Genomic DNA, 21,460 nt, shown 5'->3' on the forward strand with positions numbered 1-21,460 from the left:
AGGACCGTCGGAGAGCACCGGAGGCCGGAAGCCGCCGGGGACGTCACCCGGAACCAGCGGGACCACTCGGAGCCATCGGGGGAACCGTCGGGGCCGTCACGGGGACCGCCATGGGCTCGGCGGCCCCGGCGGACTCGGACACGGGGCCGCGGAAGTCGGCGGAGACGGCCTTCAGCGCCTCGACCGCGGCCCGGATGGCCGGTCGGCGGGCGGCGTCGCTCCGCCAGAGCGCGTAGATCCTGCGCGTCGGGCGCGACCGGATCGGGACGACCCGCACCCCCGGCGGGACGAAGTCGCGGCCCAGCCGGGGGATGATCGCGCACCCCTGCTCCGCCGCGACGAGGGCCATCTGGGTCGGATACTCGTCCGTCATGCAGGTGATGTCCGGCTCCAGCTCGGCCGAGCGCAGCGTGTGGACGAGCCAGTCGTGGCAGACCGTGCCGGGCGAGGAACTGATCCACTGCTCCCCGGACAGCTCGGCGAGCTCGATCTCGGGACGGTCCGCCAGCGGGTGGGACCCGGGCAGGATCGCGTCGGCGATGTCGTCGAAGAGCGTGGCCCTGGACAACCCCTCGGGGATCGCGACCGGGCGGTTCATCCAGTCCTGGATCACCGCGAGGTCGAGCTCGCCCCTGGCCACCTCGCGGATCTGCCGCTCCGGCTCGCGTTCCATGAGCTGGAGGCGCAGGTCGGGGTGGCGCGTGCGCAGCAGGACGAGCGCGGCGGGCATCAGGCCCCGGGCCGCCGTGGGGAAGGCGCCGATGCTGAGCCGCCCCACGACCGCGCCGCGCAGCGCCTCGAAGTCGGCCTCCGCCGTCTCGACCAGCGCGAGGATGCGCTCGGCGTGGTCGGCGAGCAGCCCGGCCGCGTCGGTCAGCCGCACCCCGCGCCCGTTGCGCTCCAGCAGGGTCGCGCCGGTCTCCCGCTCCAGCTTGGCCAACTGCTGGGAGACCGCGGAGGGAGTCACCATGAGCGCCTCGGCCGCGGCGCCCACGGAGCCGTAGACGGAGACCGCGTGCAGGGCCTTGAGCCGGTTGAGATCCAACATGTAAGCAATCCTAAACGGCACCCGCCAGAAAGTCTCACTTGTGCTGAAATATCGTTGGAAACGACGATTGTGGAATGCGTACCCGGCACCTCCTCCTCGCCATCGGCCTCGCCGCCATGTGGGGTTTCAACTTCGTGGTCATGGAAGCGGGACTCCGGCACTTCCCCCCGCTGTTCTACGTGGCGCTGCGCTTCCTGCTGGCCGCCTTCCCCGCCGTACTGCTCGTCGGCGGCCCCGGAGTGCCCTGGCGGAAGGTGCTCGTGGCCGGGGCCACCCTCGGCATCGGCCAGTACACCCTGCTGCTGACGGGCATGCGGGCGGGCATGCCCGCCGGGCTGACCTCGCTCGTCGTCCAGGTCCAGGCGGTGTTCACCGCGGTCCTGGCGGTCCTCCTGCTGGGGGAGCGGCTCACCCGGCGGCGGATCATCGGCATGGCGGTCGCGTTCGCCGGTCTGGCACTGATCGCCACCGACCTGGGCACCGGCGGCCCCATCGGCGCGTTCCTGCTGGTCGTCGGCGCGGCGTTCTTCTGGAGCGCGGGCAACATCGCGATCAGGAAGGCCGCGCCGCCCGACTCGTTCCGCTTCATGGTCTGGATCTGCGGGGTCGCGGCCATCCCCATGATGATCCTCGCCCTGCTGGTGGAGGGGGTTCCCCGGCTGGAGTTCTCGGTGGAGGGCAGCCTCTCGGTGCTCTACGTGTCGATGATCGCCACCCTCGGCGGCTTCGCCATCTGGGGCTTCCTGCTCCAGCGCTACGACGCCTCGGTGGTCGCCCCGACCGCCCTGCTCGTCCCGGTCTTCGGCATGTCCTCCGCCGCCCTGTTCGCCGGGGAGTCGATCTCCCCCACCAAACTCGCCGCCGCCGCCCTGATCATCTCCGGCGTCCTCTACGCCGGCACCCGCGCCCGTTCCCTCCCTTCTTCGGCGTCCGCTCCTTCCGTTCCCTCAGGAACGGGAGAGAATAGAGCGAGGGCAACGGAGATGAGCTGAATGAACACACCGAGTGACGGAGACGATGTTACGGTGACCGACGTGAGTGCCGCACTCGACTACTGGCCCTCCCCGCCCCCATGGGGATGGACCGCCGACGACCTCGACAACCTTCCGGCGGAGGGACCGAACGGCGAGCCCGACTTCTTCAAGCACGTCGAACTCATCGATGGAGCCCTCGTCTTCACGTCCCCCCAGAAACGCTTCCACGAGCGTGTGCTGTTCGGTCTTCGCGTGGTCCTGAACGCCCAGGCTCCCAAGCACGTCGCGGCCGTGCTCCAGATGGACGTCAAGCTCGGCCACCGGACGCGTCCTTGCCCTGATGTCGTGGTCGTCGACACGAAGGCGGCCGATGACGACGACCGGACGTTCTACATCCCTGACGAGGTGCACCTCGCCATCGAGGTGGTCTCCCCCGAGTCCGAGGACCGCGACCGCAAGACCAAGCCGTCCCGCTACGCCGAAGCGGGCATCGCGCACTTCTGGCGGGTGGAGAACAACGGCGGCTCCCCCGTGGTCTACGTCTACGAGCTCGACCCCGCCACCCACGCGTACGCCCTCACCGGCATCCACCACGACCGGCTGACCGTCCCCGTGCCCTTCCCGATCACCATCGACCTCGGCGACCTGCCCAGATAGGCACCCAGCTCAGCCCAGGCCGTCGAACCCGCCACCCTTGACGCCTCCGACGAAGGCTCGCCAACCGTCAGGGGAGAAGATCAGCGCCGGACCATCAGCGTCCTTGCTGTCCCGGACAGCCACGATCCCGGGCATATTGTGTGCCACCTCAACGCAGTTGTCCGTCGTCCCCTGACTACGCGAACTCTTCCGCCAAGTGGCATTGGCGAGGTGGTGCTGGGGCATCGGTGTTCTCCTCCCTTACAACTGGAGATTCCCTCCCGCCGGTCTCGCGGTCAGGGGCGCGTGTCGAAGTCCCCAGTCTTCAGGCAGCCGAGGAAAGCAGCCCAGTCACTCGGCGAGAAGACGAGCGTGGCGCCGCTGGGATCCTTGGAGTCGCGGACGGCGATCGAGTTCGAGAGGGAAGCGACTTCGACGCAGTTGTTGCCGCTGCCGCTCAGGCTGCTCTTGTGCCAGAGGGCGTTCGTCAGATCAGTCATGGGATAACTGTTCCTTCGCCTCGGTGATCAGTCCCATGGATGCCTCCGGGGACAGAGCCGCATCGCAGATGCGTGCGAATGTCATTTTATAGCGATCTACCTGATCTGAGCTCTCGATATAGACGTCACCGGCCGTGCCTTCGACGTAGGCGACGGCGGGATCGACCTCTTCCGCGAAGGACAGGACGGTGAACGCCCCTTCCAGTCCAGCGTGTGCCCCGACGCTGTAGGGAAGGACACGAATCGTCACGTTGGAACGTCGTGCAGCGATCAGTATCGCTTCCAGTTGGTCGCGCATCAGCGCAGGACTTCCGATGGGGCGGCGGATGACGCCTTCGTCCATTACCGCGTGGAGTTCCGGTGCGTCGGGTCGGCTGAGCAGTGTGCGTCGTGCCATGCGGGCCATGACCCGCCGATGAATGTCTTCGCCGTCATATGATCCGGGTCTTCCGGCGCCGATCACCACGCGGGCGTAGTCCTCGGTCTGTAGAAGGCCTGGGATGAGTTGCACCTCCCATTGGTGGATCGAAGTGGCTTCGTCTTCCAAGCCGATGTAGGAGCCGGTGAACACATCGGCATAAGCGGTCCACCAGCCTCTTTGGCGGACCTCCTTCGCAAGCTGTATCAATCCGGCGCGGGTTGGTGAATCGGCGCCGTAAAGATCGCAGACAGCGGCCACATCGGTGGCACTCGCACGAGTACGGCCTGTTTCGATACGGCTCACCTTGCTACGGCTCCATCCGAGCCGAGCTGCGGCATCCTCGGGCCCCAGGCCGCTCTCTTCGCGCATCTTGCGCAGTTCGCGGGCAAGACGCCGAAGCCGGACAGTGGGGCTGTAGGTCGGTGACATGCGCTCAGTGTGACGGAGTGACCACGAAGCCGTCTCGGATACACAGATTAATTTGAAACTGCACAGTGCATTGACAGGCTGCACCGACCGAACCCATCATGGCGAGGTCATCACTTTACGTTGCCATCGATAACTGAAAGTGAGCATCGAAACGCCGCAAGACAGCTCCCTGTACGCCATCCGGATGGGCGCATCTGTCCAGCATTCGCCACGCGGAACGACTCCGCAGCAGGAGGTCGGCACCATGAGCACACACGATCCGCAAGAGCAGTTCACTCACCTGGTACGACTCGGCTGGAACCTGCGAGTCCTGGGCTTGTGCACCTCGCTGGTGCTGCCACAGGTGGGGCAGCCGATCCTAGAGGTCATGTCCGAGGGCGAGACCCGCGTCCGCATCACCGTCGTACGCCGCGCCTGCGGGTGGATGTTCGTCTGGCGACCGTGGTGGGCCAGGATGTGGCGGCCCGGCGAAGCGGTGTGGGCCGAGGCTGACAACGCGGCCGACGTCATTGTCTCGGCGGCGATCGCGTGAACGCGTACAAGCAGGCGGCCTGTCGGTACGAGCGGCAGCGGACGGCCTCGGAACGCTGGGCCGTGCTGCACCCGCTGGGGCACGCCGAGTTCGCGGGGACCCCCGGCTCGGTCGCGACCGTACGCACCTGGGCACGGCACCTCCTGAACGGGAGAATCGCCACCGCCGCTCTCGACGATGTGGTGCTGCTGCTCAGCGAGGTCGTGACGAACGCCGTCGTCCACTCCGACTCCGGGCGCACGGCCGGAGGGTCGGTAACCGTCTGCCTGGGGCTGGGCGCCGACATGGTGCACGCCGAGGTGATCGACGACGGTTCGGCGACCAGCCTGCCGTTCGTCCGCGCGGCCGGACCCGACAGCGACGGCGGACGCGGGCTGCTCCTGGTGGAAGCCATAGCCACCGGATGGGCGTCCACCAGGACACCGAGGCGGGCACCGCCGTCTGGTTCCATCTGTCGGCAAACGACGTACTCCTCGACAGAACCCCATGAGCCTCGCACGGCGAGCGAGCCCCCGGCGAGCGCCCCCTGCGCCCCTTTCCGCACCGGCGCTTCAGCTACGGCGAACCACCCCGAACGACCCCGTACGAATCGCTTCAGCGTCGAAGAGCCCCATGGGCGGCCCGCGAGGAAGCGACTACGGTCCGCACCGGACACGACGAGACAGGAAGTGCGCGGAGGTGGGTGGGTGTTCCGGGCGGCTTACAAGAATCCGCGACCAGCGCGCCCGCCAGGCCGGAGGCCTGACGCACCGGAGCCGCCACCAACGACGGCCGCCCGGAGCACCCACCCACCGGAGCGCGAACTCACTCGGCCCCCAGCGCCCACCCGGCCAGACACCCGGCGAAACGCGAACGAACCGCCCCGCTAAACGGAAGCCTGCGCGGCGGCCTTCGCCGCGACCGGAAGAGCCTCGGCGATGCGGGAGAGGGCCTCGTCGTCATGGGCGGAGGACAGGAACCACGCCTCGTACGCCGACGGCGGCAGGTAGATCCCCTGGTCGAGCATCGCGTGGAAGAACGCCCGGTAGGCGGCGGTGTCCTGCTTCTGGGCGGTGGCGAAGTCGGTGACCCGCTCGTCGGTGAAGAAGATGGAGAACAGGCTCCCGGCGCGCTGCAGGCGGTGCGGCACCCCGGCCGCGGACAGGGCGTCGGCGGCGGCGCGGCCGATGACCAGCGCGGCGGCGTCGACCCGGTCGTAGACCCCCTCGTCGCAGGCGCGCAGGGTCGCCAGACCGGCCGCGCAGGCCAGCGGGTTTCCCGACAGGGTGCCCGCCTGGTAGACCGGCCCCTCCGGCGCGAGGTGGGCCATCACGTCGGCGCGCCCGCCGAACGCGGCGGCGGGCAGGCCGCCGCCCATGACCTTGCCGAAGGTCATGAGGTCGGCGTCGACCGGGTCGAGCCCGTACCAGCCGGACTCCGACACCCGGAAACCGGTGAGCACCTCGTCGACGATCAGCAGCGCGCCGTGCGCGGTGCACAGCTCGCGCAGCGTGGCGTTGAACCCGTCGAGCGGCGGGACGACGCCCATGTTGGCCGGGCACGCCTCGGTGATCACACACGCGATGTCGGAGCCGAAGGTCTGGAAGGCCTCCGTGACCGCCTCGACCGAGTTGTACGGCAGCACCACGGTGTCGGCGGCCGAGGCGCCGGTCACGCCGGGGGTGTCGGGCAGGCCGAAGGTCACCACTCCGGAACCGGCCGAGGCGAGGAGGGCGTCGACGTGGCCGTGGTAGCAGCCCGCGAACTTCACGATCTTGGACCGGCCGGTGAACCCGCGGGCCAGCCGCACGGCGGACATGGTCGCCTCGGTACCGGAGCTGACCAGGCGGACCTTCTCCACCGGCTCCACCCGATCGACGATCTCCTCGGCGAGCTCGACCTCGCCGGGGGTCGCCGTGCCGAACGAGGTGCCGTCGCGCAGCGCCTCCTGCAGGGCCTCGATCACGGCGGGGTGCCGGTGGCCGAGGATCATCGGCCCCCACGAGCAGACCAGGTCGACGTAGCGGTTGCCGTCGACGTCGGTGATGTAGGGACCCTGCCCCGAGGTCATGAAGCGCGGCGTCCCGCCGACGGCGCCGAAGGCTCGGACCGGGGAGTTGACGCCCCCGGGGACGATCTCGCGTGCGCGGGCGAACAGGGCCTCGGAGTTCTCAGTACGGCTCACGCCCTCAAGGGTAGTCACCCGAGGACGGGCCTCCGCCGCCCCGCCCGAGCACACCCTGTCCTCCCGGAACGGGACATCCGCCCCGGGACAGCGGGACATCCCATGAGGGATCCTTCGAGCATGGCAGTGACGACACCCCCTGCCGGGCGGCCGGAAGCCCAGCCGCCCGGCGTTCACGCCGTGCTCAACCGCGCCCTGGTCTACGGCTCCCTGGCGGTGATCGCCGGCGGCCTCTACTCCGGCCTGACCTGGCTGACCGGCACGCTGTCCGGCGGCCAGGACCCGTTGGCCGGACTCGTCGCGGCACTCGCCGTGGGCGCGGTCTTCCACCCGGCGCGGCTCCGCCTACAGCGGGCGGTGGACCGGCTGCTGCGGGTCGAGCGCGACCCCTACCGGGTGGCCGACCGGCTGAGCCGCACCCTGCAGGAGGCCGTCGATCCCGCCGAGGGGCTGGCCACCGCCGCGATGCTGGTCCGCCAGGCCCTCCGCGCCGACGGCGTGGCCGTCGAGGCGCACGGCGGGACCGTACGGGACGGCGAGCTCGGGGAACGGCCGGTCGAGACCCCGCTGGTCTGGCACGGCGAACCGGTCGGGCGGCTGCTCAGCAGCGGCCCCTCCCCCTCACCGGACCTGCTGAACGTGCTGGCCAGGCACCTGGCCGAGCTGGCGCACGCCGTACGGCTCACCGCCGACCTGCGACGCTCCAGGGAGCACATCCTCACCAGCCGGGAGGAGGAGCGGCGCAGGCTCCGCCGCGACCTGCACGACGGGCTGGGGCCGACGCTGGCCAGCCTGGCGATGACCGTGGACGAGGCCAGGCTCCGGCTGGAGCGGGACCCCGAGGCCGTGGAGGAACTGCTGGTCCGCGTACGCGACCAGATGGGCACCGCGATCATCGACGTCAGGGACCTGATATACGGCCTGCGCCCGCCCGCGCTGAACCATCTCGGCCTGGCCGACGCGCTGCGCTCGCTGGCCGACGCGCCGGGGCCGCGGGTGGACGTCGCGCCGGCCGGCCCGCTGGGCGACATCCCGCCGGCGGTAGAGGTGGCGGCCTACCGGATCGCCCAGGAGGCGCTCACCAACGTCCGCCGCCACGCCCAGGCCACCACCGCCCTGGTACGGGTCGAGGTGGTCCGGCCAGGAGAGGGGCACGCCGGACTCGCGGTCACCGGGGCCGAGCTGCGACTCTCGGTCGCCGACGACGGGATCGGCCTGCCGGAACGGGTCCGCGGCGGCGTGGGCCTGCTCTCCATGCGCGAGCGGGCGGCCGAGGCGGGCGGCTCGTGCACGATCGGGCCGCGTCCCGGCGGCGGCACGGAGGTCGTCGCCAGGCTCCCCCTCGGAACGGAGACGGCATGACCTCCCCGGTGAACGCGGACACCATGAACGTGACTCCCATGAACGCGGACACGACCACCTCGCCCACCCCCAAGCCCCCCACGACCCCCGCGCACGGAAACGCCGTGGAAGGCCGCCGAAGAGCGGCGCTCGCCGTCCTCGTCTGGACCGGCGTGGTGCTGGCGCCCGCGTGCAACCTCCTGGCGATCCGGCTGGCCGAGCTGAGCGCCTCGACCTGGACCGAACGCTTCATCACCCTGGACCCGACCGTCGTCCTGTTCCCGGCCGCCGGCGCGTTCCTCATCACCCGCCGGCCGGGACTGCTCGTCCCCTGGCTGCTGTGGGCCTGCGGGATCGTCGGCGGTCTCTACTACCTGGCCTACAGCGGCGCCCACTGGCTCTACCTCACCGACCCCGGAGGGATCACCCCCTACCTCGCGTGGCTGGCGCTGTGGCTGTGGTTGTGGCACGTTCCCGTGTTCATCTCGCTGCTGCCGCTGCTGTTCCCCGACGGCCGGCTGCCCTCCCGGCGCTGGCGGCCGGTCCTGTACGCCAACCTGCTCCTCATGGTCGGGCACTCGCTGTTCCTCGGCCTCGCCCCCGATCCAGGGTTCGAGAGCCAGCTCCCGATCCCGAACCCCTTCGGCGTCGAGGCGCTGCGCGAGACCTCACCGGCCGTGGAGTCGTACATCGGCGGCCCGATGATGGTGCTCACCGCGCTCGGCGTGCTGTCGCTGGCCTTCCGTTACCGGGCGGGCGACATCGAGCTACGGCGCCAGATCGCCTGGTATGTGGGCGCGCTCGCGACGTACCTGGCCTTCTGGATCGCCAGGGTGGCGACCGGTTCCTGGCTGCTGATGGCCCTTGAGACCGTCTTCATGGCCGGGTTGCCCCTGTCGATCATCGCGGCGGTGTTGCGCTACCGCCTCTACGGCATCGACGTCGTGCTCAACCGCGCGCTGGTCTACGGCTCCCTCGTCGCGGTCACCGGAGGGGTCTACTTCGGGCTGATCTGGATGGCCGGCGCCCTCGCCAGCGACCTGGGCCAGGGCGTCGGGCCGGTCGCGGCGCTGGCCGTGGGCGGGGTCTTCCACCCGTTGCGGCTCCGCCTGCAGGGGATGGTGGACCGGGTGTTCGCCGTCGAGCGCGACCCCTACCGGGTCGTCGGCCTGCTGGGCCGTACCGGACAGGGGGCGCGGGACCCTGCGGCGGCCCTCGACGAGGCAGTGGCCGTGATCCGGGAGGCGCTGGGAGCCACCGGGGTCGGCGTCGAGGTCCGCGCCGGCCGGGCGGGGGCGGAGCGCGTGTTCACGTACGGGGAGCCGCGGCCCGGGGCGCGGGAGGTGCCGTTGTTCTGGCACGCGGAGCGGGTCGGCACCCTGCTCGTGTCGGGGGTCCGGCCCGGCCGCGAGCCGATGGCGGTGCTCGCCAGGCACCTCGCCGAGCTGGCGCACGCCGTACGGCTCACCGCCGACCTGCACCGCTCCCGGGAGCGCATCCGGTCCACCCGCGACGAGGAGCGCCGCAGGCTGGGCAGGGAACTGCACGACGGGCTCGGCCCGGCGCTGACCAACGTCACGTTCACCCTCGACAGGGCGCGCAGGCACCTCGGCACCGACCCTCGGGCCGCGGAGAAACTGCTGGTCCAGATCCGCGAGGAGATGATCGCCACGATCGCGTCGGTCCGCGAGCTGGTGTACGGCCTGCGCCCGCCCGCGCTGGACGACCTGGGCCTGGAGGGCGCGCTGCGGGCCACCGCGGGGGAGACGGCGGTGACGGCGGACGGCCCGCTGGGCGACCTGCCCGCGGCCGTCGAGGTCGCCGCCTACCGCATCGCCCAGGAGGCGCTCACCAACGCCCGGCGGCACGCGGGCGCGGCCACCATCCTCATCCGGCTGCGCCGCCTGCCGGGCGAGCTGCGCGTGGAGGTCACCGACGACGGGATCGGCCTGCCGCAGGAGCCGGTCGTGGGCGTCGGGCTGACCTCGATGCGCGAGCGGGCCGCCGAGGTGGGAGGCTCGTGCGTGATCGGCCGCGGGCCGGGCGGCGGTACGGAGGTGACCGCGAGGTTGCCGGTGGAGGAGACCAAGTGATCACCGTGCTGATCGTGGACGACCACCCGATCTTCCGGCAGGGTCTCCGCGGCCTGCTCGCGGCCATGGACATCGAGGTCGTCGGGGAGGCGTCCGGCGGCCGTGAGGCCGTGGCGCTGGCCGCCGAGCTCCAGCCCGACGTGGTCGTGATGGATCTGCAGATGCCCGGCGGCAACGGCATCGAGTCGACCAGGACGATCATCAGGACCAGCCCGCGGATCGGGGTGCTGGTGCTGACCATGTTCCGCGACGACGACTCGGTGTTCGCCGCCATGCGCGCCGGGGCGCGCGGCTACCTGCTCAAGGAGGCCGGCGCCGAGGAGATCGGCCGCGCCGTGCGTGCCGTCGCCGCCGGGGAGGCCATCTACGGCCCCGAGATCGCCCGCCGTGTCCTGGCCTACTTCACCGGCATGCCCGATCCGTCACGGGCCGCCTTCCCCGAACTCACCGAGCGGGAGCGGGAGGTGCTCGAACTGGTCGCCCAAGGCCGGGGCAACGGCGAGATCGCCGGGATCCTCTTCCTGTCGGGCAAGACCGTGCGCAACCACGTCTCCAACATCTTCATGAAGCTCCAGGTGGCCGACCGCGCCCAGGCGATCGTCCGGGCCCGCGAGGCCGGCCTGGGCGGCTCCTCGTAACGGACGGATGGCGTTCCGTCGACTCCGGGCGACTCCCGGTGACCGGCTCTGAGCTGCTCCAGGTGACCCCGGCTCCAGGACCGGCCGCTCGCGAGGAGTGGCGTTCCCCCCGACACGGCCGGGACGCCCCTGGACACGGCCGGGACGGCTCACTCGCAGGTGTCGGCGAGCCAGTCGAGGACGCGGAGCGGGTCGGGCAGCGGGCGCCCGTCGGGCGGACGCAGCCACGAGCCGGTCCCGCCGGTCGGCAGCAGCGAGGGCGGGGCGAGGACGTAGCTGTCGCGGCAGTGCCAGCGCAGGCCGGGCATCTCGTCGATGGTGGACGGGCCGAAGTCGAGGGCGCAGGTCCACCACTCGTCCTCGTCGTCGGAGGCGTTCCTGGTGGCCACATAGAACAGGGCCCGGTCGCCGTTGACGGCGACCGGGCCCGAGGTGGCTCCGGCGGAGTCCATGTTCGCGAGGGTGGTGCGCCCCGCGGCGAGCGGTACGTCGAAGACGTCGAACACCCGCCCCGTGGGCAGGACCACGTTCGCCTCGGGCTCGTAGCGCCACCAGTTGGTGAGCAGGGTGGGGTCGGTGGTGGCCTGCATCTGCCAGGCCCGCGAGAGCGGGTGGGCTCCCGGGTCGGGACAGCCGACCCGGTCGCAGGAACAGGAGCGCGAACCGCCCTTCAGCGGCCTCGCGCCGGGACAGCTCGCCCAGCCGAGGGCGGCGTACTCCAGCACGGAGTTGATCATCTGCTTCGGATGAGCATGCCGTCTACTTCGACGAACCATCGGTACCCCGACCATTGTGTCCTCCGTCGTCCGCGCATCCCGCGTGCCACCCGGATGCGATCGACCTGTCCCACTCTGGTCAGTGAAGAACGTCAAATACCCAGGGTCTACGCCACCTGGGACACATCCGCACCGGTTATCGCACTCTAACGCACACGCTTCTCCACCAAGCGACGAACCTCCAGTTCTCGGCACGTGCCGCCGGTCTCATCTCAGTTTCGCGGCCACCTCGGTCGCCCAGTAGGTGAGGATCATGTCGGCCCCGGCCCTGCGGATCGCGACCAGCGACTCCATGATCACCCGGTCCCGGTCGATCCAGCCGTTCGCCGCCGCGGCCTCGACCATCGCGTACTCGCCGCTGACCTGGTACGCCGCCACCGGGACGTCCACGGCGTCGCGCACCTGACGCAGGATGTCGAGGTAGGCCAGCGCGGGCTTGACCATGACGGCGTCGGCGCCCTCGTCGAGGTCCAGCCGCACCTCGCGCAGCGCCTCGCCGACCGGTCCCGCCGCGTCCTGCTGGTAGGCGTTGCGGTCGCCGAACCGGGGAGCGCACTCGGCCGCCTCGCGGAACGGGCCGTAGAACGCCGAGGCGTACTTGGCCGAGTACGCGAGGATCGGGATCTGCTCGAAGCCGTCGCCGTCCAGGGCCGCCCTGATCGCCGCGACCTGGCCGTCCATCATGCCGCTCGGCGCGATGACCTGCGACCCGGCCCGCGCCTGGGCCACCGCCGAGGCGGCGTAGCGCTCCAGGGTGGCGTCGTTGTCGACCTCCCCCTCCGGGGTGAGGATGCCGCAGTGCCCGTGGTCGGTGAACTCGTCCAGGCAGGTGTCGGTCATCACCACCAGCGTGTCGCCCACGTCGGCGACCAGGTCGGCGACGGCGAGCTGGACGATCCCCTCCGGGTCGTCGGCGGCCGATCCCCGGCCGTCCTTCACCGCGGGGACGCCGAACAGGATCAGTCCGCCGACCCCGGCCTCGGCGGCCTCGTGGGCGGCCTTGCGCAGCGAGTCGCGGGTGTGCTGGAACACCCCGGGCATCGAGCCGATCGGGTTCGGCTCGGTGATGCCCTCCTTCACGAACATCGGCAGCACCAGCTCCGCCGGGTGCAGCCGGGTCCCGGCCACCATCCTGCGCATCGGTGCCGTACGACGGAGCCTGCGCGGTCGCGCGACAGGGAACTGGGCCGTCATGCTGTCTCCCCCTCTCCCCGGCCGGTAGGGGATCCGCGGGCCGGAGGAGCTCGGTGTGTGTTCCTGGCTCGCCGCTCGGCGCGGCGCGGTGCCGATCGACGTGACGCGGCGCCGGCCGCGACGCCGATCCTCTCGGCGCGAGACGACACCGATCCTCTCGACGTGACGCGACACCGGCCCTCTCGGCGTGACGCGACGCCGATCCTTCCAGCGCCACGCGACGCCGATCCTCTCGGCGCGACACGGTGCCGGCCGCGAAGCCGACCCTCGCGGCGACGATCACGCCCCGCGGCGCTCGCCCGGGGCCGTCGAACGCGGCCTGCCCGCCCGTCGTGCGCGGGCGGGTGCCACTTCCAAGGTTACTCGGCGCGTCTCAAGGTTACTTCGCGCGGCGCCGGGCCCCTCGCCGGGTCTGCGAGGGCCTGCGGGGGGTGTCCCCCGCCACGACGGCGGCATGACGCTGCTTGGCACCATACTCCGCCAGCGCCGCCGCGAGGGCGGAAGCCGAGGGCTTGTCGGCCATCACGTCGACGCGCAGCCCGAACTCCTCGGCGGTCTTGGCGGTCTGCGGGCCGATCACCGCGATGACCGTGACGTTGTGCGGCTTGCCCGCGATGCCCACCAGGTTGCGGACGGTGCTCGACGAGGTGAACAGCACCGCGTCGAACCCGCCGCCCTTGATGGCCTCGCGGGTCGGGGCGGGCGGCGGCGCGGCGCGGACGGTCCGGTAGGCGGTCACGTCGTCGCACTCCCAGCCCAGCTCGGTCAGCCCGGCCACGAGCGTCTCGGTCGCGATGTCGGCGCGGGGCAGCAGCACCCGGTTGATCGGGTCGAGCATCGAGTCGTACGGGGGCCACTCGGCCAGCAGGCCCTCCGACGACTGCTCGCCGGACGGCATCAGGTCGGGCTTGACGCCGAAGCTCACCAGCGCCCGCGCCGTGCTGTCGCCCACGGCCGCGACCTTGAGCCCGGCGAACGCGCGGGCGTCCAGGCCGTACTCCTCGAACTTCTCGCGCACGGCCTTGACCGCGTTCGCGCTGGTGAAGGCGACCCACTCGTAGCGTCCGGTGACCAGGCCCTTGATCGCGCGGTCCATCTGCTGCGGGGTGCGCGGCGGCTCGACGGAGATCGTGGGGACCTCCTCTGGCACCGCGCCGTAGGAGCGAAGCTGCTCGACCAGGCTGGCCGACTGCTCCTTGGTCCTGGGCACGAGCACCCGCCAGCCGAACAGCGGCTTGGTCTCGAACCACGACAGCCGGTCGCGCATGCCGACGGCCTCGCCGACCACGATCAGCGCGGGCTCGGTCATCCCCGCGTGCTTGAGGTCGGGCGCGAGCCTGCCCAGCGTGGTCACCACGGTGTGCTGCTCGGTGGTGGTACCCGCGCTGCTCACCGCCACGGGCGTCGAGTCGGGACGGCCCGCCGAGATCAGCGCCTTGCCGATCGGGACGGCCTCGGCGACGCCGTTGTAGATCACCAGGGTGCCCGCCCCGGTGGCGTACGCGGACCAGTCGTCGATCTGGGTCGCGTCCACGACCCGGAACTCGGGCACCGACACGGCGGCGGGGATCCCCGCGTAGGTGAGCACCGCCGTCGCCGGCGGCACGCCGGGCACGATCTCGAAGTCCACCTCCGCCTTGGCGCAGGCCGCGACCTCCTCGGTGATCGAGGAGAAGAACATCGGGTCGCCCGCGCACAGCCGCACGACGCCGCTGCCGCCCTTGGCGGTCTTGACGGCCTTCAGTGAGACGGCGCCGTCCTCGGCCACGTCGACGATCTCGACGCCCTCGCGGCAGTGGCGCAACAGCGGGCCGTACGCCTCCCGGTCGAGGATGACGACGTCCGCCTTGGAAAGCAGGTCGGCGCCACGCAGCGTGAGCAGGCCCTCATCCCCGGGACCGGCGCCGACGAAGGCGACGAACCCGGACGGGCGCTCGAAGGTGGTACTTCCGGAGCTCAATGTGCTCGCTCCCCTATCAACGTGCCGGCCCCTTCCGCGATCATCTCGGCCGCGAGGTCGCGGCCGAGATCCATGGGCGCGGAAGGGCTTCCGGCGGTGGACTTGCGCACCGCGCGCCTGCCGTCGACGGCGACGACGGCGGCGGTAAGGATCAGATCAGGCCCGTTCTCGGCGGAGTACGCGCCCACCGGGGCGGCGCACCCCGCCTCCAGGGCGTTGAGCACCGCGCGCTCGGCGGTGACCGCGGCCCGGGTGCGGGCGTCGTCGAGCACGCTCAGCAGCTCGGCCAGCTCGGAACGGTCGGAGCGGCACTCCACGGCCAGCGCTCCCTGGCCGGGGGCGGGCAGCATCTCCTCGACCTCGAAGATCTGGGAGATCTCGGAGTCGCGGCCCAGACGGCCGAGCCCGGCCGCGGCGAGCACGACGCCCTGCAGCTGGCCGGAGGTCACCTTGCCGATACGGGTGTCGGCGTTGCCGCGGATCGGCACGTAGTCAAGATCAGGACGGATCATCCGGAGCTGGGCGATCCGGCGCGGGGAGCCCGTGCCGATCTTCGCCCCGGGCGGCAGGTCGGCCAGCTTGGCGACGCTCACCAGGGCGTCCCTGGGGTCGTCGCGCGGCGGGATCGCCGCGATGACCACGCGAGGGTCGGGCGTGGTGGGCAGGTCCTTCAGCGAGTGCACCGCGAGGTCGATCTCGCCCTCGATCAGCTTGTCGCGCAGGGCGCTGACGAAGACCCCCGTACCGCCGAGCTGGGTGAGGTCGGCCTTGGTCACGTCGCCGAAGGTGGTGACGCCGACCAGCTCGACGGCCGCGCCGGTCAGCTCGGTGAGGCGAGCGGCGACCAGGCCCGACTGCGTCGTCGCCATGACGCTCCGCCTGGTCCCCAGCCGGAGCGGAGGAGAAACGCTGCTCACAGGCCTGCCTCCTTCTTGCTCGGCTCGGTGTTCTTACCCGGCTCGGCGTCGATCGTCTCGACGCGCCTCACCGCTTCGGGCACCTTCGGGTCAAGATTGAACAGCTCACGCAGCGCTTCGGCGTAATGATCACCTGCCGGGGACTCCGCCAGCTGCTTCACACGCACGGTGGGCTCGTGGAGCAGCTTGTCGACCACGCGCCTGACGGTCTGGCCGACCTCGTCCCTGACGCGCCCCTCAAGATCGGGAACCCGTGCGACGAGCCGCCCGAGCTCCGCCTCGACCACCTGGGCCGCCTTGCTCCGCAGCGCCACCACGGTCGGCGTGACGCGCGCCGCGCGCTCGGCCGACAGGTAGGCGGTGACCTCCTCGGCCACGATGCCGCGCACGGCGGTGACCGCCTCGGCGCGGCCGCCGTCGTCGGTGCCGGCGTCGGCCTCGCCCTCCTGCATGGACTCCAGGTCGACCAGCGTCACCCCGGGCAGCCGCCGTACGGCGGGGTCGATGTCGTGCGGCAGGGCCAGGTCCAGCAGGAACGTCTCGCGGGGGGTCACCATGTCGGCCGTGATGACCACGTCGGTGGCGCCGGTGCAGGAGATGACCAGGTCGGCCTCCGCCAGCTCGGCCGCCAGGTCGCCGAACCCGGCGGCCCTGCCGCCGACCGTCTGCGCCAGCCGTACGGCGCGGTCGTGGGTCCGGTTGACCACCACGATGTCGGTGACGCCCGCCCGCTGCAGGGTCGCGGCCGACAGGGCGCTCATCGAGCCCGCGCCCACCACCAGGGCCCGCTTCCCCAGGAGGGGGCCGAGGGCGCGCTCGGCGAGGGTGAGCCCCACCCCGACGAGGGAGGCGCCCGCCCGGTCGATGCCGGTCTCGGTGTGCGAGCGCTTGCCCACCCGCAGTGACTGCTGGACGAGCTCGTTGAGCGTCGGGCCGAGGGTGCCCTCCTCCTGGGCGAGCCTGAGCGCCGAGCGCACCTGGCCGAGGATCTGCCCCTCTCCCACGACCATCGAGTCGAGGCCGGAGCCGACCGAGAACAGGTGCTCGACGGCGCGGTCCTCGTAGTGCACGTAGAGGTGGGAGGCCAGCTGCTCCATGGGAACGCCGGAGTGGGTGCTGAGCAGCCGGGAGAGCGAGGCCACCGCGGCGTGGAACCGGTCGACCTCGGCGTAGATCTCGACCCGGTTGCACGTCGAGACGACCATGGTCTCGGCGACGTGGACGTCCTGCTGGATGTCCTGGAGCAGCTTCACCAGCGAGTCACCGGAGACGGAGACCCGCTCCAGCAGGGCCACCGGTGCCGTCCGGTGGCTCAGGCCGACGACGAGAACGCTCATCGGCCCTCTCCCGCCTTCCGGTCGCCGTGGGAGATGCCGTGCCCGTCAGCGTGCCCGTCGGCTCGTGCGCCGTGCCTCTTCACAAGTCCACCGCCTCGGGCCACTCCTCGGCCATCGCGGGCCCCCCACTCATCCGATCCGCCTTGCGTTGCTCGTGGAACGCCAGGATCTGCAATTCAATCGACAGGTCGACCTTACGTATATCCACGCCTTCCGGCACGGAAAGGACGACGGGGGCGAAGTTCAGGATGCTGGTGACTCCCGCGGCGACGACCCGGTCGGCCACCTGCTGGGCCGCCACGGCCGGTGTCGCGAGCACCACGATCGACACTCCCCGCCGCCTTATCACGGCTTCCAACTCGTCGATGTGCTCCACATTCAATCCCGCGATGTGATCGCCCACCACCTCGGGGTCGGCGTCGAGCAGCGCCGCGACCCTGAACCCGCGGGAGACGAACCCGCCGTAGTTGGCGAGCGCACGCCCGAGGTTACCCACTCCGACGATGGCGACGGCCCAGTCCTGGGTGAGACCCAGCTCGCGGGAGATCTGGTAGATGAGGTATTCGACGTCGTAACCGACCCCGCGGGTGCCGTACGACCCCAGGTGGGAGAGATCCTTGCGGAGCTTGGCCGAGTTGACGCCCGCCGCGACGGCGAGATCCTCCGAGCTCACGGTCGCCAGGCCACGCTCGGCCATGCCGTTCAGCGCTCGCAGATAGAGCGGCAGCCGGGCGACGGTCGCCTCGGGGATGCCGCGTTCGCGGGCTTGGGACAGACGGCGGATCACGTGCCGGAACTCCAGGGGGACAGGCGGCCGGCGCGGCCCGGACGCGACGGATGACGAGGTGAAACCACTGTCATTCAGGTTAGTCCTTTTGTGAACCGGTGCACAAAGTGAGTGTTCACAATCTTGGCCGCGCCCCCCGCCGGTCCGTCGTCCGGCCCCCTCACCAGGCCCTGGACCTGCGCCTTCGTCGGGTGCGAGCCCCGTCGCCACCGGGCCTTTCCGGCCGTCGGACCGGATCTTCGCCCCTCGCCGCGAGGACCGGCGCGTCGCCGCGATTCGGCTACCGTGGCGGTCATGTCACCGCGAGACCATCGCATCACCCTGCTCGGCAGACCCGGTTGCCACCTGTGCGACGACGCGCGGGCGGTGATCGAGCGGGTCGCCGCGGACCTCGGCGTCCCGTGGGAGGAGCGCGACATCACGGCCTCCGAGGAGGACCAGGCCCGCTACTGGGAGATGATCCCGGTCACCCTCGTCGACGGGGTGCAGCACGACTTCTGGCGCGTCGACGAGAACCGCCTGCGCGCCGCCCTCGGCGCTCCCGGCGCCTGAGGACGCTTCCCGCCCCTTGCCCCGCGACGCCTGAGGACGCCCCGGTCCGTGCCCGGCGCCTGAGGACGCTCTCCGTCCGTGCCCGACGCCTGAGTACGTCCTCGTCCGCGCTCGACGCCTGAGGACGTCCCCGCCCGTGGCTGCCTCACGGGTGGCCACCCGAGGCCACCCGCGCCGCGCTCACGGCCTGAAGGCGGTCGGGAGCGGCATCACCTTCGCGGCGTTCACCGTGAGTTCGATCACATTGGTGGCGAGCACCATCGCCTGGCGCTCGGTGACGAAGCGCTGGGTGTGGGGCTGGCGCTGGTGGTCGCCGTAGGCGACCTCGTCCCGGTAGAGCTCGTAGACGATGCGCTGGAGGGGCGCCGACTTCACCGAGTGGCAGGTGTAGACGAGCGTGTCCGGCTCGGAGCGGCGCACCGCCTCGACGGTCTCGTCCGCGAGCCGGTCGAACCTCTCGCCGGTGCCGTCGAGCAGGGTGAAGACGGTCAGCAGGCCGAAGATGCTCGGCGAGGGACGGTTCGAGCCGCCCAGCGGATCACCGGCCCCGCCCGGCATCCCCGGCCCGCCCGGATACATGGCGCCGGTCGAGGGGGCGGAGCCGAACGCCTGGTCGTAGCCCTGGGGGCCTCCCCGGTCGTAGCCCCGGGAGCCTCCGCGCCCCTGCTCGGAGCCCGGGGAGGGCGCGCCGCCGAAGGCCTGGTCGGCGGGCATCGGCTGGAGGCTGCCCGACCTGCCGGGACCGGGTACGCCCGGCATGCCGAACTCGCCGGTGCCCGGCCCCGCGGGCCTGCCGAACTCACCGGACCTGCCGAACTCACCGGTGCCGGGTCCCGCCGGTCTGCCGAACTCCCCCGTGCCTCCCGTCCGGCCGAACTCGCCGGTGCCCGGTCCCGGGCCCGGCGGCCTGCCGGACCCCGGGGCGCCGTGCCTGCCGAACTCGTGGGCCGGGATGTTGTACTCACCGGTCGCGGGGCCGGGCACGCCCTGCATGCCGAACTGGCCGGTGACCGGCGGCGGCTGCCTGCCGGGGTCGCCGCCGCGCCTGCCGGGGTCACCGCCGGGCGGCTGGTCGGCGGGCGGCATGCCGTACTCGCCCGCCATGAACATCCCCGTGGCGGGGCCGCCGAACCTGTCGTCGGGGGGTGGGGGTTGCTGCTGCCGCATGCGCGCAGCGTAGTCGACGTCCTGCTCACCCGCCCGGTACTCGGCCACGAGGTCACCGAGACCTGAACGTCGGGGCGTCTCCTCGGCCAGGGCACGCGCGGGGGGACCCTCCTGGGTCACGCGGCGTCCGGCGACCTGCACGTCGCGGGGCTGGTACTCGGGGCGACGCGGTCGCGGGGGGCTGTCCTCCCACTCGTCGTCCCCGTCGGCGGCGTCCTCGTCGTCGTCCTCGTAGGGCGCGAGCGGGCGCAGCATGGCGTACCAGACCGCGGCGGCGGTGACGAAGAGCAGCAGCGCGGTGAACATGCCGGGCACCGCGAAGCTGACGGCCCCGACGAGGGCGAGGCCGGTGGGGCCGAGCACCAGGAGGGCGTGCATGTTGTCGGCGTCGTAGTCGTCGCCGCCGCGCCAGCGGAGGACCGCGAGCAGCAGCCCGCCCAGCAGCACGAGCACGACGATCACATGGACGGCCACGAGCAGGAAGGCGGGGGGCAGGTTCCAGTGGTGACTGCCCAGCGGGAGGACCTTGGAGAAGTCCTTCTCCTGCAGGACCGGGTCGACCGCCAGGATCACCGTGGCGATGACGGTGAGGGCGATCCCCAGGAGCCAGGAGGAGAACTTGGCCGTGCTCTTTCGGGCCAGCAACTGGATGACCCCGACGGCGAGCCACAGGGGCGCCAGCATGGATCCGGTCAGTTGATAAATACGGAACGTGCCTGTCCCGAATCCGATCAAATAACCGGTGGCGATTACTCCGAGTGAAACGGAGAGAGACGCCGTCGTGATGCTCCAGGCGATCAGCCAGCCCTTGGGCTCACTGCGGAGGCGAGTGACGAGAGCACCGGTGGCGATGGCTGCGAGCAATGCACCGGCGAAGGCGATGACAGCGACGAGGACTTCCATGGTGTCTCCAATGCTGCCGGACATTACCCCCCAACCGGTAGCCGAACCCTCGGTTGGCTCCCGGCGCCGGTCTGAAACAACCGACCCCACACCGTATCTGGCGATTACCCCCAGTCACGACGCTTCAAAGTGGATTGTGGAATTACCCGTTCATTTCTAGAGTGATCGAGCACGCCGTACCCCCTCCCCTCAGGGATACCGGATGCCTGAAACGTGGCCGCTCGCCGGGCCCCTCCCCACGACAGCCGGGGTAGCCCAGCCCGTCCGCAGTAGTGACCTCACCGTGCGTGAGGATGCCTCCGAAGAACTCCGGAGGCTCGTTTTGCGTGCCAAAACCGGAGACACGGATGCTTTTGGCACGCTCTATGATCGTTACCTCACCCTGGTGTATCGCTACGTCTACTTCCGGGTCGGCTCACACCCGCTGGCCGAGGATCTCACGAGCGAGACCTTTCTCCGCGCGCTCCGCCGGATCACGGACTTCACGTGGCAAGGGCGTGATTTCGGGGCCTGGCTCGTGACCATCGCGAGGAACCTGATCACCGATCACTTCAAGTCCGGCAGGTACCGCCTTGAGGTCACGACGGCCGAGGTGATCGACACGCCGCTCGACGGCCCGCACATCCCGGAGAACGCCGTCGTCACCGCGATGATCAGCGACCGGGTGCTCACCGCCGTCCGCGACCTCGGCCCCGAGCAGCAGGAGTGCGTGGTGCTGCGCTTCCTGCACGGCATGTCGCTGGCGGAGACCGCGCTCATCATGGGCAAGAAGAGCGGCGCCATCAAGGCGCTCCAGTTTCGCGCGATCCGCGCCCTGGCCCGCGCGCTGCCCTCGGACCTCAGCTGAGACCGGCGGCGTCGGCCGCCCTCGGACCTCAGCTGAGACCGGCGGCGTCGGCCGCCCTCGGACCTCACCGGGACCTGCGACGTCGGCCGCCTTCCGCCCCCACCGGGACCTGCGGCGTCGGCCGCCCTCGGTCCGCCGGCTCCCGGCCGCGGCCGCCATGCCCGAAACAATGTTCCCATGCCGATGTGGCGAAGCGCGTAACCTGCCGTGCCGAGTCGTCGTTAGGCAAGTGACACCGATGGAT

At 71.2% G+C, this 21,460-nt stretch carries 21 protein-coding genes; 9 read left to right on the forward strand and 12 right to left on the reverse strand.

Annotated features, from left to right (window positions below; genetic code table 11):
* Window positions 1-43: 43 nt before the first annotated feature.
* Window positions 44-1,048 carry a LysR family transcriptional regulator gene (locus ACFFRH_RS05285; protein WP_344747330.1) on the reverse strand — a complete coding sequence of 335 codons (1,005 nt, stop codon included), beginning with the start codon at window positions 1,046-1,048 and terminating at the stop codon, window positions 44-46.
* 74 nt (window positions 1,049-1,122) lie between these two features.
* On the opposite strand from ACFFRH_RS05285, the gene ACFFRH_RS05290 reads away from it, so the two are divergent.
* Together ACFFRH_RS05290 and ACFFRH_RS05295 are read left to right on the forward strand one after the other, a co-directional pair.
* Window positions 1,123-2,040, forward strand: a complete 918-nt coding sequence (locus ACFFRH_RS05290; protein WP_344747331.1) for an EamA family transporter — start codon at window positions 1,123-1,125, stop codon at window positions 2,038-2,040.
* A 42-nt stretch (window positions 2,041-2,082) separates the two neighbouring features.
* Window positions 2,083-2,679, forward strand: coding sequence for a Uma2 family endonuclease (locus ACFFRH_RS05295; protein ID WP_386154632.1), 597 nt, complete (start codon window positions 2,083-2,085; stop codon window positions 2,677-2,679).
* 9 nt (window positions 2,680-2,688) lie between these two features.
* On the opposite strand, the gene ACFFRH_RS05300 is transcribed toward ACFFRH_RS05295, so the two are convergent.
* The 3 genes from ACFFRH_RS05300 to ACFFRH_RS05310 are packed head-to-tail and all read right to left on the reverse strand — an operon-like array spanning window position 2,689 to window position 4,008.
* The gene (locus tag ACFFRH_RS05300; RefSeq protein WP_344747333.1) at window positions 2,689-2,904 is read right to left on the reverse strand and encodes a DUF397 domain-containing protein; all 216 of its coding nucleotides are present in this window, start codon (window positions 2,902-2,904) and stop codon (window positions 2,689-2,691) included.
* A 50-nt stretch (window positions 2,905-2,954) separates the two neighbouring features.
* On the reverse strand, window positions 2,955-3,158 hold the full coding sequence (locus tag ACFFRH_RS05305) for a DUF397 domain-containing protein (protein ID WP_344747334.1): 204 nt from the start codon (window positions 3,156-3,158) through the stop codon (window positions 2,955-2,957).
* Complete coding sequence (locus ACFFRH_RS05310) at window positions 3,151-4,008, reverse strand: helix-turn-helix domain-containing protein (RefSeq protein ID WP_344747336.1); 858 nt, start codon at window positions 4,006-4,008, stop codon at window positions 3,151-3,153. Before ACFFRH_RS05310 ends, ACFFRH_RS05305 begins: the two co-directional genes overlap by 8 nt.
* Before the next feature lie 244 nt (window positions 4,009-4,252).
* Between ACFFRH_RS05310 and ACFFRH_RS05315 the strand changes: the two genes are divergently transcribed.
* Window positions 4,253-4,540: a hypothetical protein gene (locus ACFFRH_RS05315; RefSeq protein ID WP_386154636.1), complete on the forward strand. Its 288-nt coding sequence runs from the start codon at window positions 4,253-4,255 to the stop codon at window positions 4,538-4,540.
* 62 nt (window positions 4,541-4,602) lie between these two features.
* A complete protein-coding gene (locus tag ACFFRH_RS05320) occupies window positions 4,603-5,409 on the forward strand; it encodes an ATP-binding protein (protein WP_344747366.1) in 807 nt (268 codons plus the stop codon).
* Here ACFFRH_RS05320 and hemL read toward each other — a convergent pair.
* On the reverse strand, window positions 5,406-6,704 hold the full coding sequence (gene hemL / locus ACFFRH_RS05325; protein WP_344747338.1) for a glutamate-1-semialdehyde 2,1-aminomutase: 1,299 nt from the start codon (window positions 6,702-6,704) through the stop codon (window positions 5,406-5,408). The genes ACFFRH_RS05320 and hemL overlap by 4 nt on opposite strands.
* A gap of 120 nt (window positions 6,705-6,824) precedes the next feature.
* On the opposite strand from hemL, the gene ACFFRH_RS05330 reads away from it, so the two are divergent.
* From ACFFRH_RS05330 to ACFFRH_RS05340, 3 genes are read left to right on the forward strand one after another with little or no spacing between them, the layout of a single operon-like run.
* Complete coding sequence (locus tag ACFFRH_RS05330; protein WP_344747339.1) at window positions 6,825-8,066, forward strand: sensor histidine kinase; 1,242 nt, start codon at window positions 6,825-6,827, stop codon at window positions 8,064-8,066.
* A complete protein-coding gene (locus tag ACFFRH_RS05335) occupies window positions 8,063-10,138 on the forward strand; it encodes a sensor histidine kinase (RefSeq protein WP_344747340.1) in 2,076 nt (691 codons plus the stop codon). Before ACFFRH_RS05330 ends, ACFFRH_RS05335 begins: the two co-directional genes overlap by 4 nt.
* Complete coding sequence (locus tag ACFFRH_RS05340; RefSeq protein WP_344747341.1) at window positions 10,135-10,776, forward strand: response regulator transcription factor; 642 nt, start codon at window positions 10,135-10,137, stop codon at window positions 10,774-10,776. Before ACFFRH_RS05335 ends, ACFFRH_RS05340 begins: the two co-directional genes overlap by 4 nt.
* A 149-nt stretch (window positions 10,777-10,925) precedes the next feature.
* Here the strand turns inward: ACFFRH_RS05340 and ACFFRH_RS05345 are convergent, their stop codons facing one another.
* The 6 genes from ACFFRH_RS05345 to ACFFRH_RS05370 form a co-directional block, all read right to left on the reverse strand.
* On the reverse strand, window positions 10,926-11,567 hold the full coding sequence (locus tag ACFFRH_RS05345; protein ID WP_344747342.1) for a bifunctional DNA primase/polymerase: 642 nt from the start codon (window positions 11,565-11,567) through the stop codon (window positions 10,926-10,928).
* A 192-nt stretch (window positions 11,568-11,759) separates the two neighbouring features.
* A complete protein-coding gene (gene hemB / locus ACFFRH_RS05350; RefSeq protein ID WP_344747343.1) occupies window positions 11,760-12,746 on the reverse strand; it encodes a porphobilinogen synthase in 987 nt (328 codons plus the stop codon).
* A 379-nt stretch (window positions 12,747-13,125) separates the two neighbouring features.
* Window positions 13,126-14,706, reverse strand: a complete 1,581-nt coding sequence (locus ACFFRH_RS05355; protein WP_344747344.1) for a bifunctional uroporphyrinogen-III C-methyltransferase/uroporphyrinogen-III synthase — start codon at window positions 14,704-14,706, stop codon at window positions 13,126-13,128.
* On the reverse strand, window positions 14,703-15,623 hold the full coding sequence (gene hemC, locus ACFFRH_RS05360; protein ID WP_344747345.1) for a hydroxymethylbilane synthase: 921 nt from the start codon (window positions 15,621-15,623) through the stop codon (window positions 14,703-14,705). The genes ACFFRH_RS05355 and hemC overlap by 4 nt, the downstream gene beginning before the upstream one ends.
* A complete protein-coding gene (locus ACFFRH_RS05365) occupies window positions 15,620-16,960 on the reverse strand; it encodes a glutamyl-tRNA reductase (RefSeq protein ID WP_344747346.1) in 1,341 nt (446 codons plus the stop codon). The genes hemC and ACFFRH_RS05365 overlap by 4 nt, the downstream gene beginning before the upstream one ends.
* 79 nt (window positions 16,961-17,039) lie before the next feature.
* A complete protein-coding gene (locus tag ACFFRH_RS05370; RefSeq protein ID WP_344747347.1) occupies window positions 17,040-17,747 on the reverse strand; it encodes a redox-sensing transcriptional repressor Rex in 708 nt (235 codons plus the stop codon).
* A gap of 294 nt (window positions 17,748-18,041) precedes the next feature.
* Between ACFFRH_RS05370 and ACFFRH_RS05375 the strand changes: the two genes are divergently transcribed.
* Window positions 18,042-18,299, forward strand: coding sequence for a glutaredoxin family protein (locus tag ACFFRH_RS05375; protein ID WP_344747348.1), 258 nt, complete (start codon window positions 18,042-18,044; stop codon window positions 18,297-18,299).
* A 180-nt stretch (window positions 18,300-18,479) separates the two neighbouring features.
* Here the strand turns inward: ACFFRH_RS05375 and ACFFRH_RS05380 are convergent, their stop codons facing one another.
* Complete coding sequence (locus ACFFRH_RS05380) at window positions 18,480-20,150, reverse strand: putative quinol monooxygenase (RefSeq protein ID WP_344747349.1); 1,671 nt, start codon at window positions 20,148-20,150, stop codon at window positions 18,480-18,482.
* 421 nt (window positions 20,151-20,571) lie between these two features.
* Here ACFFRH_RS05380 and ACFFRH_RS05385 point away from each other — a divergent pair, with 421 nt between their 5' ends.
* On the forward strand, window positions 20,572-21,216 hold the full coding sequence (locus tag ACFFRH_RS05385) for a sigma-70 family RNA polymerase sigma factor (protein ID WP_386154645.1): 645 nt from the start codon (window positions 20,572-20,574) through the stop codon (window positions 21,214-21,216).
* Window positions 21,217-21,460: the final 244 nt, after the last annotated feature.

Origin of the sequence: Streptosporangium vulgare (assembly GCF_042428775.1) — a bacterium.
Lineage (GTDB): Bacteria > Actinomycetota > Actinomycetes > Streptosporangiales > Streptosporangiaceae > Streptosporangium > Streptosporangium vulgare.